The sequence below is a fragment of the Alteribacillus sp. HJP-4 genome (assembly GCF_042139015.1).
Taxonomy (GTDB): Bacteria; Bacillota; Bacilli; order Bacillales; family Marinococcaceae; genus JBHIKY01.
This window is the reverse complement of record NZ_JBHIKY010000044.1, coordinates 1-12,082: the sequence shown is the minus strand read 5'-3', so window position 1 is coordinate 12,082 and position 12,082 is coordinate 1. Positions and strand designations below refer to the sequence as shown.

General features: G+C 39.9%; 13 protein-coding genes. 10 read left to right on the top strand and 3 right to left on the bottom strand.

Annotated features, from left to right (window positions below):
• Positions 1 to 291 (top strand): transposase (locus ACE4RR_RS21120; protein ID WP_375537416.1); only part of this gene is annotated, 291 nt, incomplete at its 5' end.
• Positions 292 to 376: 85 nt separating this feature from the next.
• Here the strand turns inward: ACE4RR_RS21120 and ACE4RR_RS21115 are convergent.
• Complete coding sequence (locus tag ACE4RR_RS21115) at positions 377 to 1,081, bottom strand: B3/B4 domain-containing protein (RefSeq protein WP_375537415.1); 705 nt, start codon at positions 1,079 to 1,081, stop codon at positions 377 to 379.
• Between the two features lie 85 nt (positions 1,082 to 1,166).
• Between ACE4RR_RS21115 and queG the strand changes: the two genes are divergently transcribed.
• The 6 genes from queG to ACE4RR_RS21085 all read left to right on the top strand — a co-directional run bounded on the left by queG (position 1,167) and on the right by ACE4RR_RS21085 (position 5,647).
• Positions 1,167 to 2,318: a tRNA epoxyqueuosine(34) reductase QueG gene (gene queG, locus ACE4RR_RS21110; protein WP_375537414.1), complete on the top strand. Its 1,152-nt coding sequence runs from the start codon at positions 1,167 to 1,169 to the stop codon at positions 2,316 to 2,318.
• 117 nt (positions 2,319 to 2,435) lie between these two features.
• Positions 2,436 to 2,969, top strand: coding sequence for a methylated-DNA--[protein]-cysteine S-methyltransferase (locus ACE4RR_RS21105; protein ID WP_375537413.1), 534 nt, complete (start codon positions 2,436 to 2,438; stop codon positions 2,967 to 2,969).
• Between the two features lie 64 nt (positions 2,970 to 3,033).
• Positions 3,034 to 3,897: an amidase domain-containing protein gene (locus ACE4RR_RS21100; protein ID WP_375537412.1), complete on the top strand. Its 864-nt coding sequence runs from the start codon at positions 3,034 to 3,036 to the stop codon at positions 3,895 to 3,897.
• 65 nt (positions 3,898 to 3,962) lie between these two features.
• Complete coding sequence (gene trmL, locus ACE4RR_RS21095) at positions 3,963 to 4,436, top strand: tRNA (uridine(34)/cytosine(34)/5-carboxymethylaminomethyluridine(34)-2'-O)-methyltransferase TrmL (protein WP_375537411.1); 474 nt, start codon at positions 3,963 to 3,965, stop codon at positions 4,434 to 4,436.
• Positions 4,437 to 4,725: 289 nt separating this feature from the next.
• Positions 4,726 to 5,031, top strand: coding sequence for an antibiotic biosynthesis monooxygenase family protein (locus ACE4RR_RS21090; RefSeq protein ID WP_375537410.1), 306 nt, complete (start codon positions 4,726 to 4,728; stop codon positions 5,029 to 5,031).
• 58 nt (positions 5,032 to 5,089) lie between these two features.
• Positions 5,090 to 5,647, top strand: coding sequence for a DUF5366 family protein (locus ACE4RR_RS21085; RefSeq protein ID WP_375537409.1), 558 nt, complete (start codon positions 5,090 to 5,092; stop codon positions 5,645 to 5,647).
• A gap of 9 nt (positions 5,648 to 5,656) precedes the next feature.
• Here the strand turns inward: ACE4RR_RS21085 and ACE4RR_RS21080 are convergent, their stop codons facing one another.
• A complete protein-coding gene (locus ACE4RR_RS21080; RefSeq protein ID WP_375537408.1) occupies positions 5,657 to 7,516 on the bottom strand; it encodes a transglycosylase domain-containing protein in 1,860 nt (619 codons plus the stop codon).
• Positions 7,517 to 7,669: 153 nt separating this feature from the next.
• On the opposite strand from ACE4RR_RS21080, the gene ACE4RR_RS21075 reads away from it, so the two are divergent.
• The 3 genes from ACE4RR_RS21075 (at position 7,670) to yhbH (ending at position 11,812) form a co-directional block, all read left to right on the top strand.
• A complete protein-coding gene (locus ACE4RR_RS21075; RefSeq protein WP_375537407.1) occupies positions 7,670 to 9,565 on the top strand; it encodes a PrkA family serine protein kinase in 1,896 nt (631 codons plus the stop codon).
• 132 nt (positions 9,566 to 9,697) lie between these two features.
• Positions 9,698 to 10,249, top strand: coding sequence for a signal peptidase I (lepB, locus tag ACE4RR_RS21070; protein ID WP_375537406.1), 552 nt, complete (start codon positions 9,698 to 9,700; stop codon positions 10,247 to 10,249).
• A 390-nt stretch (positions 10,250 to 10,639) separates the two neighbouring features.
• Positions 10,640 to 11,812 (top strand): sporulation protein YhbH, encoded by a 1,173-nt coding sequence (gene yhbH, locus ACE4RR_RS21065; RefSeq protein WP_375537405.1) that lies wholly within the window; start codon positions 10,640 to 10,642, stop codon positions 11,810 to 11,812.
• 34 nt (positions 11,813 to 11,846) lie between these two features.
• Here yhbH and ACE4RR_RS21060 read toward each other — a convergent pair.
• Positions 11,847 to 12,082: hypothetical protein (locus tag ACE4RR_RS21060; protein WP_375537404.1), on the bottom strand; the 236-nt coding region annotated here is incomplete at its 5' end.

Genomic DNA, 12,082 nt, shown 5'->3' with positions numbered 1-12,082 from the left:
GAAACTTATCATCCAGAAAATAGCATCAAAGAAGAATTATATGCTTTTTATCAAGATGTTGAGGACGCTGGACTTCCCGCATTAAACAAGGCCGTACAGACTCTGAAAAATTGGCAGACCGAAATTCTCAACAGTTTTACATTCGGTTATACCAACGGTCCCATCGAAGGACTGAATAACCAGACCAAGGTGATAAAACGGAATGCTTTTGGATTCCGACGATATGATCGACTAAGGAGCAAAATTCTACTACATCATCAGACGAAAAATCAGAACATTCAAGTAGGATAAAGGGGCGGGGCCTGACGGCCTCCACCCCAACAATTGACTTAGAACCAGGATTTTAAGCTATAACACAGAATGAGAAAAGCTTCCTTCATCTGTTGAGGCTGAGTTCAGCTTCTGGCTTCTGCCGGTGCAGCAGTTTTATTTCTGAATTTCCGCTATGGAGCTGAAAAAACATCTTTGCCGCTGCCTGCAGCAGCTCTTCTGCTTCCCCAACAGACATCGATGGTCTTAAAAAGAAAATTTGGACTGCCTCTGTAGTGGATTTATCGGTTTTTGTTCTAATCGAATCAACAATCGGGCTTCCGAATGCACCGTTTCCATCAGCTGCCAGCAGTTTTCCTCTCATTCGATTCTTTCTTCCGTTCAACCCTTCATATTCATCGGTTTCAGTTCCAATAGAAATTTTGATATAATCACGTAAGGCAGAAATATCATAGATGCCGATAGGGATTTCGTATTGCAGGGAGAAGAAGTTATTTAAATCAACGGCTGAATGAACAAATGGAAGGTCAGTTCCTTTTCCGATTCTTCGAAAAAGTGATTCATGGGAAGGGCGATATCGTTGCGGATCTATTCCCAGCTGTTTAAATATCTTCCGCCATTCGTTAAGACCTTCGAACTCACTGTAAGATTTTTCTAGCAGGTCTGCACGGATTTTTTCTTGAAAAAAATCGAGCCTGCCTTTCAGCATGTTTGGTGATTCATCTACAACAATATCATGATAATAAATAAATCCGCATTTGAATTGAGGTGTACTTAAAAATATTTCTTCGTTAATTGAAATTGGCAGCATGCTTCAGGCTCCTTTATTTTTTATTATATGCATTTTACCATATGAAGGGAGGAGTCGCTGAAGCAAAGCATTGGGAGGTGGTCAAATGTCTGCACCGACAATTCATGAAATGAAAGATAGAATTATTCAATATAGTAAAGAAATAGGGATAGATAAAATTGGTTTTGCTTCAGCAGATCCATTTTTAACGCTGAAGGACCGCCTTATAAAACAGCAGCACTTAAATTATCAGTCCGGTTTTGAAGAACCGGATATTGAAAAAAGAACCTATCCACAGGCTTTGCTGCCGGAAGCAAAGACCATTATTTCCATTGCTTTGGCACACCCTTCGAAGTTGAAGAATGCGCCAAAAAATGTAAAAGGAGAACGAAGGGGATTGTTTTGCAGAGCATCCTGGGGGGAGGACTATCATTATGTACTCCGGGAAAAGTTGAATAAACTCGAACAATTCATAGTGGAAATATGTCCTGACTCAAAAGCATTGTCAATGGTTGATACTGGGGAACTTTCTGATCGGGCGGTAGCAGAACGTGCAGGAATTGGCTGGAGTGGAAAAAACTGTGCCATCATCACTCCCGAATTCGGATCTTATGTCTATTTAGGAGATCTCATTACGACCTTGAGCCTTGAGCCGGATCAACCTTTGACGGATCAGTGTGGGACTTGTAATAAATGTGTGGATGCCTGTCCAACCGGCGCATTGGTTCAAGGCGGCCAGCTCGATTCAGGTAAATGCATCGCTTATTTGACCCAGACGAAGGATATGCTTCCGGAGCGTTACCGCAAAAAAATCGGTAACAGGCTCTATGGCTGCGATACGTGCCAGCAGGTCTGCCCTGAAAACAAAGGGGTCGACATACATTCCAATCCGGAATTTGAACCCGATCCTGAACGAGTGAAGCCCCAATTACTATCTCTGCTGAAGATGAGCAATAAAACATTTCGTTCCACCTATGGAAGCATGGCTGGTTCGTGGCGCGGTAAAAAGCCAATTCAGCGGAATGCAGTAATTGCACTTGGTAATTATAAAGAAGAAGCTTCAGTGGATACTCTGGGAGAGCTTCTTTTCAATGATCCGAGACCGGTTATACGGGGGACAGCTGCATGGTCTCTCGGTGAAATAGCTACGAATAATGCTATTCATTTATTACAGGAAGCAAGAAATTTGGAGATAGATAAAGAGGTCAATAACGAAATTGGTCATGCAATTTTAAAAAATAACAGTTATCAAAAATAACCTTTGAATATGACGGTGCCCTTTTGTAAAATGAGGGACAAGCAACCGAGCACTGCATCTAGAAACCCAACTAAACAGCTCTTAATAGGATACATGTATAGAAAGGAAGGAGTCCGCATGGCAGCACGAAAAGTGTATTTTACGGAATATTCAAGTGAACTTGGTCCGTTAACACTTGCAGCCACCTCAAACGGCTTGTGCTCTATTCAATTTGGAAAAGCCTCTCAGACATATCCCGGAATAAAGGCATGGATGAATAGAAGAAGCATTGGCAGTGAACTTGTAGAATGCAGCCGGTCTTTTTCAAATACTGTTCAGCAGCTAGACGAATACTTTCATAGGAACAGACACAGCTTCGATTTGGATCTTGATGTTTACGGAACAACATTTCAACGACTTGTATGGAAGGAGCTGGCAAGCATTCCCTACGGAGAAACATGCCCTTATAAAGTGGTCGCTGAGCGAATCGGGGCTCCGAAAGCGGTCCGGGCCGTAGGAGCTGCGAATAATAAAAACCCTTTGCCCATTATTTTTCCGTGCCACCGTGTTATCGGAAGCAATGGTTCTATGGTTGGTTACGGCGGCGGCCTTGATAAGAAAGAATTCCTGCTTAAGCTGGAAGCAGATTCTAAAAAGGTGTCTTCCTTATAATCACCAAAAAAAGAAATGTACGCCCCCTTTGTTTCATACATATGAATCGGAGGGGGCTTTCTAAATGACAAATCAGCAGCTTAAGAAGTATTTCCAAATGAAACTTCAAAACCGTTTAACCAACGGATATATGAGTTCACATCAGCGGAAGGCAGCTCAGCGAACTCAAGAAATGCTTCAGCGCAGAAATGCCGTAATTGTAAAGTCACAATATCATGTCCTTCCTTTCAGTTATTTACAGATTAGTGATGAAGGCCAGCTTGGCTGCCGTGTGCACGAGACTAAGTATGTAAATATTAGAGATAAATTATATATGGAAGAAAAAGTGAAAAATAAAATTTTAATCTTAAATAACGGAATTATTAAAGAAGAGCGTGAGGAATCACCGAGAGAAGTGATAAGGGAGAAGTCGATAAACTTTACGGAAACCATAAATTCTAAGAGAAAATATTCTTATGATCGCAGATCCGCAGTTCAATATGCAGAAAACTGGTGGAATAATTACAATCCATCCTATCACCAATTCAAAGATAATTGTACGAACTTTATTTCACAGTGCATGAGGGCCGGCGGTGCACCAATGCGGGGAATGCCTGCACGGGAAAAAGGCTGGTGGTACAATGGAAAAGATTGGAGTTACAGTTGGTCAGTAGCACATTCATTCAGGTGGTTTTTAAGCAGTTCTAAAAGCGGCCTTGCCGGTACAGAAAGAATGGAAGCAAAAGATCTCGAGATTGGTGATGTGATTTGTTATGATTTTGATGGAGATGGCAGGTGGCAGCACAGTACGATTGTTACTTCGTTTGATGCAAATGGAGAACCGCTGGTGAATGCCCAAACTACCAACAGCAGGCATCGTTATTGGAGTTATGAAGACTCTACTGCCTGGACACCGAAGATTAAATATAAATTTTTTCATATTCAATAAGATCGATGTGGATGATGTGGTATAATTGCGTTGTTTGGATGCAGGATGTCAAAAGAGGTGTAAACATGGGAATTCATATTGTTTTATATCAGCCGGAAATCCCGGCAAATACTGGAAATATTGCTAGGACATGTGCTGGAACTGGAGCAGGGCTTCACTTAATCCGGCCGCTGGGGTTCTCCACAGATGATCGAATGCTGAAAAGGGCGGGCTGTGACTATTGGCCACACGTGCACATTTTTTATTATGACTCATTTGAGGAACTATTAGAGAAACAGCCGAATGGTAATTTTTATTATATAGAAACCATAGGTAAACGGATGTATTCAGACTTTGATTACAGCAATCCTGCAGAGGATTATTTTTTTGTGTTTGGACGTGAAACCACAGGAATCCCTGAATCGATAACTGATAAGAATGAAGAATGGTGCCTTCGAATACCTCAAAATGACCAGATCCGGTCTTTGAATCTTTCGAATACAGCTGCAATCATTCTTTATGAGGCACTCCGCCAGCAGTCGTTTCCGGGCTTAAAATAAGAAATCAGGCCGAGCTTATAGATCGGCCTGAAAAACAAAATTTTAGTGCTTATGCGGCTTGTCTTCAAATCCTGCCGTAAGAATGGAAATAATAAATGCGACACTTATGCCGAGAAGCAGCACGAGTTTCATATGTACATCCTCCTTTAAATACTATACTTTCCCTTTAAACTTTATTATATCCTATTTTTTGTGACCTGTGAATGTTTTGTTAGTGGTTAAAGAAAGCAGGGCTTGATATACTTGAATGGTGGAAACTTTTGGACCAATTTATGAAGGTGGGATGGGCATGTACGTTGTTATGAACGAATTAGAAGTACCAGAGCAGGCAAAAGGCGGTATGAAACAAAGGTTTGGAAAAAGCGCTGAAAATATGACAAAAGTTCCGGGATGTCTTGATTTTATGTTTCTTGAACAAGAAGGCGAGTCAGAAAAACTGGTAGTTTTCACAAAATGGGAGTCAAAAGAGCATTATGAAGATTGGCTGCATAGTGACGCTTTCAAAAAAGCACACCAGGAAAAACGTGAATCAAAAGAAAAAAGCCCTTCTTCCGGGAATGAACTCCGTTCCTTTGCAGTAATTCATCATACGTAAACACCGGCTGCCAATTTCGGGTTGGCAGCCTTCTTATCCTAAGAATTGGTGATATAAAATGAAAAATACATATTTAACGAGTCATTTTCCGATCTTATCTATCTTATTATTCAGTTTGTCTTTATCAATTGCAGCGGAAGCTCATATTTCACAATGGCTGGATACGATCGGTATATATTCGGGCATGCTGGAATTTTTCAGTGAAACAGGTATTAAGCTTACGTTTTTGTTTTTATTGATGCTCTCTTTTTTTATGGTGTTCTCTGCTTTAAAACTTATTGCTGATACAATGATGGAATTGTCATTGTTGTTTTTCTCCAATGATGTGGAAGGAGAGGTTCTTCGCAAAGTCCGGGGAGGCTCCTGGATTTATTTAATTGGAGGACTTACTTCACTGCTTTTTATTACATTCCCGCCAGGTATTGCAGTCGTGTTTGCCGGAGGCAGTTTTATGTATTTTATTTTCTTTGTCTACAAAGTTGGAGACTCCATGTCCGGGGCAGGCATGTTTGGGATGGTGATGTTTCACATGTCCTTTTGGTGCGTGTTTATTCTCGCGGTAGCATATGCAGCAGCCCGGTTGTATAACAGCTTTATGGCCAGTCTGCCAATATAATATACACAATTAAGGTAAATCCTCCATTATGGATTTCCACAATTTCAAGTGAGGCTGACGTCCGCTTTGTTCCTGAATAGATGCAGGCTGGTCCTGGCCAAGCCAGATTCCGGTCGTATAGCGATCGTTAAACCCGACAAACCACAGATCCTGATAATCATTCGTAGTCCCCGTTTTTCCTCCCGCACTTTCATTTAAATAACCTGCTTTGCCAGTTCCTTCTGTCATTACAGTTGTTAACATTATTCTCAGTTTGTTATTGGTTTCTTCAGTCCAGACAGCGGAACTGGTGTTTTTCCATTCATATAAAACATTACCATCTGTGTCTGTAACTTTCTTAATCCCCCGTGGAGGTATATAAACTCCATTATTTGAGAAAACAGTATACGCTTTTGTTAACTCAAGTGGTGTAACACCTTCGGAAAAACCTCCTAATGCAGCCGGATAACTATGATCCTGGGCAGTAACAGCTGAAAAGTCAAACCTATCTAAATAAGAAAATGAAGTGTCGATGCCTGTTTTATCCAGGAGTCTTACTGCTGCTGTATTATACGAGTTTGCAAATGCAGAGGACAGATCAACATTACCGTATGTAACTCCTCCAGCATTAGATGGGCAGTAGCTGCTGCTGCAAAATTTGTCAGTGCTGATTTTATCGGCAATTGAAGCTTCAAATTCGTTAAGATATGGTCCGAATACAAGAAGTGGTTTAATAGCTGACCCAGGCTGACGATAGGCCTGAAAGGCTCGATGGAATTCATATTTCTCATATCCTGCTCCACCACTTACTGCAGCAACTCGGCCGGCTGCATGATTGATAACAACGGACGCTCCCTGCAGTTGAAACTGATGTAAAGTATCCGTTGTTTGTTGTATGACTTTCTCTTGGGCTTCAGGATATAAATATGTTTCAATATGAATACCTGATGCTAGCACCTCTCTTGTTTTTTCTTCCAAAGCTGCTGAAATTTCACTTCTCGCGTCTTCCTCCGCATTTACGAGCTGTTCTGTATATCCTTCCTCGGATGCGATGAGCTGTTTTAATTCTGCCTCGATGAAATGAGCATAATCAGGATATAAATCAGGCATTTCTGATACTTGAAGCTCGATGGTTTCTTGTAGAGCAGAATATTTTTCTTTTTCCGTAATAGTATTTGTTTCCTCCATTTTTAAAAGAATCCATTCTTGACGCTCAGTAGTATTTTCTTTATTTAGTAATGGATCATAGTGGGATGGGTTAGCAGGAATTGCAGCAAGAAAGGCAATTTCGCCGAGGCTCAGCTCAACAGCAGTTTTTCCAAAGTAGTAAACACTTGCTGTTTCAAAGCCATAAACACCATTATGAAAGTAAATACTATTCACATACATCTCTAAAATCTCTTTTTTCGAAAATTCCTTTTCCAGCTGATAAGAATGGAGTAATTCACTTAATTTCCGGTTATAGGAACGTTCATTAGATAAATATAAATTTCTTGCCACCTGTTGAGTGATAGTGCTTGCCCCCTCTTCAATTTCTCCGGAACTGGCGTTTACCATCAATGCACGAGCAATGGCTGAGGCATCGACCCCTTCATGTTCATAAAAGTGCTGATCTTCGGTAGACAAAAAAGCATTGATAACTGTATGAGGAATTCGTTCAAAGGAGAGATATCGGCGGTTTTGTTCATAATGAATTTCAGAAAAAATCTCGCCGTTTTTATCGTATAGATAGCTGTTTGAAGGCATAGCTGACGAATCAACATCTATTTCATCGTCCAAAATTCCATTGAGTGTTTTTAATTCACCTGCTTCGCCCATGAATCCAGAAAATAAAAGTGCGAAAACAGATATTAATAGGGAAATACAAATATATCCAGTAGCAATTTTCATTAAAATCCTGCTTTCTCCGGAAATTATGGTGTCCCTTTTTATATCGGATAAATCAAGCAGTTATGTTCCTTTTTTTAGAGCATAGACTTGAAGTAAAGAACTTAGAAAGGATTCACACGCATCCCAAGTTCTGAAAAGGGGAGGATCTGATTAATGAGTATTATTCATAAAATAAGAGAATTTAGAGAAGAAGAGGAAAATTTAAAATGGCGCGGTACTTTTAGAGAGTATCTTGAGCTTGTACGAGAAAATCCGCATATCGCTCAGACAGCCCATTCAAGAGTTTATAACATGATAAAAGATGCCGGGGTAATAGAACGTGATTCACATAAGATGTATAAATTTTTTGGAAAAGACATTTTCGGTCTTGAAGAAGCGCTGGAAAAGCTGATAGAAGAATACTTCCATTCTGCAGCAAGAAGGCTGGATGTGCGGAAGAGAATATTATTATTAATGGGTCCTGTAAGTGGTGGGAAATCAACTATTGTCACGATGTTAAAACGCGGCCTCGAACAGTATTCAAGAACTGATGCAGGGGCTGTGTATGCGATCGAAGGATGTCCGATGCATGAGGATCCTCTTCACCTAATTCCTCCTCATCTTCGCGATGAGTTTAAGCATGAGTATGGGATAAAAATAGAAGGGCATCTCTCTCCTTTGAATGTGATGAGACTCGAAAAAGAATTTGATAACCGGATTGAAAACGTCATGATAGAAAGAATCTTTTTCTCTGAAGATAAACGGGTAGGAATTGGAACCTTCAGCCCGTCAGACCCTAAGTCCCAGGACATTGCAGACCTAACAGGAAGTATTGATTTTTCAACTATTGCTCAGTATGGTTCAGAGTCAGATCCGCGTGCCTATCGATTTGACGGTGAGTTGAATAAAGCGAACAGGGGCATGATGGAATTTCAAGAGATGCTTAAATGTGATGAAAAGTTTTTGTGGCACCTGCTTTCGCTGACTCAGGAAGGGAATTTCAAAGCTGGCAGATTTGCATTAATTTCAGCTGACGAACTTATTGTAGCCCATACAAACGAAGCGGAGTATAAATCATTCATTTCAAATAAGAAAAACGAAGCTCTTCATTCCAGAATTATTGTCATGAAGGTACCTTATAATCTAAAAGTGTCCGAAGAAGAGAGAATATATGAAAAAATGATTAAGGACAGCGACATGGGCCACGTGCATATTGCACCTCATGCCTTAAGAACTGCAGCAGTTTTTTCTATATTGACACGATTGAAGGAGCCGAAAAAACAAACTATTGATCTTATTAAGAAACTAAAGCTGTACGACGGAGAAGAAATTGAAGGATTTAAAGAACAGGATATAGACGAATTGAAAAAAGAATTTCATGATGAAGGAATGAACGGAATTGACCCCCGTTATGTAATAAACCGGATTTCCTCCGCTATTATACGAAAAGAAGTTCATTCAATTAATGCACTGGACGTCCTGCGCTCATTAAAAGATGGTCTCGATCAGCATGCTTCAATTTCGAAAGAGGATAAGGAACGGTACATGGACTTTATATCTGTCGCAAGAAAGCAATATGACGATGCAGCGAAGCGAGAAGTTCAAAAGGCCTTTGTCTATTCCTATGAAGAGTCCGCTAAGACGTTAATGGACAATTATCTGGATAATGTAGAAGCCTACTGTAATAAAAATAAATTGATGGATCCATTAACAGGGGAAGAAATGAGTCCGGATGAGAAACTGATGCGTTCCATCGAAGAACAAATCGGTATTTCTGAAAATGCCAAACGTGCCTTCCGGGAAGAAATACTAATTCGAATTTCCGCCTATGCAAGGAAAGGAAAAAAATTCAACTATAACTCCCACGAACGCTTGAAGGAAGCTATTCAGAAAAAACTGTTTGCAGATTTGAAGGACGTAGTGAAAATCACCACATCTACAAAAACACCTGATGAATCACAATTGAAAAAGGTTAATGAAGTTATTGCACGATTAATCGATGAACATGGGTACAATTCAGTTTCAGCCAATGACCTGCTGCGTTATGTCGGAAGCCTTTTAAACCGCTGATAATTATACAAAAAGACCCCTGAAAAAACGGGGTCTTTTTAATTGTAAAATATTAATGAATTACTGCACAAATAATTGTTGTTTTTTTTAAGGAGTGATACATTATAATAGACGAGAAATGGAGGAGAGTCAATGAACAACATAGCGCGCGAGATCTGGGACTGGATTAAAACGTTCGCTGTCGTCATTTTGATTGTACTTGTAGTACGTACTTTTTTCTTCGCGAACTATATGGTTCACGGTGAATCAATGATGCCGACGATTGAAGATGGGGAACGATTAATTATTAATAAAATTGGTTATGAATTTGAACAGCCGGATCGTTATGATCTCATTGTTTTTCATGCGGATGAAGAATCGGACTACATTAAAAGAGTTATCGGTCTTCCGGGAGATACAATCCGATATGAAGATGATGTTTTATATATTAATGATGAGCCTCAGGATGAGCAATATTTAGAGCGATACAAAGAGGAAGCGGGCGGAGGAATATTAACAGAGGATTTCACGCTTGAGGAATTAACCGGAAGTGAAACAGTTCCTGCAGGTCACATTTTTGTACTCGGTGATAACAGACAAAATAGTATGGACAGCAGGCAATTAAGTTTTATTCCAATTGAAGAAGTAGTAGGGAAAGCGAATATCAGATACTGGCCGATAAGTGAATTTACACTTATCCAGTAGGAAAACCATATCCAGCAAAGGTAAACTCATTTTCCAGCCTAATCGAACGAATGAAGTTATTTTAAAATATAAATGAAGAATTTATGATCCGACCCCCAAAAGTCAGACTAACAAATCTGAATTTTGGGGGTCAGTTTATTATCGTGAGGATTTTCTTCGAAACAGGAAATTAGAAGTGTTATTAATTCTTCAGAGAGTATGTTGACCGAGCTGCTATATTATTTCCTTTTAAAATCTCTGTTTCTTCTTATCTCACCATTTGGGCAAGCTGGAGCATAAGTTTTTCTTTGCTTCAGATCGCAGGTATATCTTATTTTATTGCAACTATCTTGTCTCTCTCGCATAGGATAAAGAAACGATGGATTCAGGCACAGGAAGAGGGGGGAGACGGTGTCAGATAATAAACGTCATCATTTTGTTGTATCCCGGGAAAATTGGTCTCTTCACCGGAAAGGCTACCAGGATCAAAGGCGTCATCAGGAAAAAGTTCAGGAAGCAATCAAAAAGAATCTGCCTGATTTGATTACCGAAGAAAATATCATTATGTCCAACGGTAAAGATGTGGTGAAGATCCCGATTCGTTCTGTCGATGAATATAAAATTAGATACAATACAGAAAACAATAAATATACAGGACAAGGAGACGGGACGAGCGAAGAGGGAGATGTTATCGCAAGAGAGCCTGCTGGAGCAGGCCAGAAACCGGGAACCGGCAATAAACCAGGAGATAAGGCAGGCGAAGATTACTATGAGGCAGAGGTTTCCATTCTTGAATTAGAACAAATGCTGTTTAGTGAAATGTCGCTTCCAAATTTACAGCAAAAAGAAGAAGACACGCTGCTAATTGAAGATATTGAGTTTAATGATGTTCGCAAAAAAGGGCTGATGGGCAATATTGATAAAAGAAGAACGATATTATCTGCTATTAAAAGGAATGCTCTGGAAGGAAGACCTGGCCTGATCCCGATTTATAACGATGATTTACGATTTAAAACCTGGAATGAAAAAATCAAACCAGAATCAAAGGCAGTTGTTCTGGCAATGATGGACACTTCAGGCTCGATGGGCAGATGGGAAAAGTTTATGGCTCGCAGCTTCTTTTTTTGGATGGTCCGGTTTTTAAGAACGAAATATGAATCAGTGGAGATTGAATTTATAGCACATCATACCGAGGCTAAAGTGGTCAGTGAAAATGATTTCTTTTCTAAAGGAGAAAGTGGAGGTACAATTTGTTCCTCAGCTTATCAGAAAGCTTTAGAAGTGATTCAGCAAAAGTACCATCCAAGGCTTTATAATATTTATCCATTCCATTTCTCAGATGGAGATAATTTGGCCTCAGACAATCACCGGTGTCTCGGATATATGGAAGAATTGATGGAAGCTTCAAGTATGGTAGGCTATGCTGAAGTAAATCAATACCAAAGACACTCTACGCTGATGCAGGCTTACCGAAATTTAGAAGATGAACGGTTCCGGTATTACGTGCTTAAACAAAAAGGCGATGTCTTTCAGGCACTCAAGTGGTTTTTTTCAAATAATGAAAACAATCTAGCCGAAGTATAATCGAGATAAAACTGACTCTTAACGGGGTCAGTTTTTATATTTGATAAACAATTTTGGATTTTGAATGCGGATTGGCTCTATGGATGGTGGGCCTAAATAGATGGGGCTGTAGCAAAAGCCCCTTTTTATAGAAAAAGTAGTATCCTAAATAGAAGATAGCAGGGGACAAGTCCGAAGACTCCAGTGGGAAGAGCAGCGAGGCTGCTGAAAAAGTACCCGATAAAATACGATTTTTGGCTAGAAAACAAAATTGTTTTCTAGTCTTTTTCA

Coding starts and splice junctions, on each gene's coding strand:
- ACE4RR_RS21115 (WP_375537415.1), bottom strand. CDS start 1,081: ATGCTGCCAATTTCAATTAACGAAGAAATATTTTTAAGTACACCTCAA.
- queG (WP_375537414.1), top strand. CDS start 1,167: ATGTCTGCACCGACAATTCATGAAATGAAAGATAGAATTATTCAATAT.
- ACE4RR_RS21105 (WP_375537413.1), top strand. CDS start 2,436: ATGGCAGCACGAAAAGTGTATTTTACGGAATATTCAAGTGAACTTGGT.
- ACE4RR_RS21100 (WP_375537412.1), top strand. CDS start 3,034: ATGACAAATCAGCAGCTTAAGAAGTATTTCCAAATGAAACTTCAAAAC.
- trmL (WP_375537411.1), top strand. CDS start 3,963: ATGGGAATTCATATTGTTTTATATCAGCCGGAAATCCCGGCAAATACT.
- ACE4RR_RS21090 (WP_375537410.1), top strand. CDS start 4,726: ATGTACGTTGTTATGAACGAATTAGAAGTACCAGAGCAGGCAAAAGGC.
- ACE4RR_RS21085 (WP_375537409.1), top strand. CDS start 5,090: ATGAAAAATACATATTTAACGAGTCATTTTCCGATCTTATCTATCTTA.
- ACE4RR_RS21080 (WP_375537408.1), bottom strand. CDS start 7,516: ATGAAAATTGCTACTGGATATATTTGTATTTCCCTATTAATATCTGTT.
- ACE4RR_RS21075 (WP_375537407.1), top strand. CDS start 7,670: ATGAGTATTATTCATAAAATAAGAGAATTTAGAGAAGAAGAGGAAAAT.
- lepB (WP_375537406.1), top strand. CDS start 9,698: ATGAACAACATAGCGCGCGAGATCTGGGACTGGATTAAAACGTTCGCT.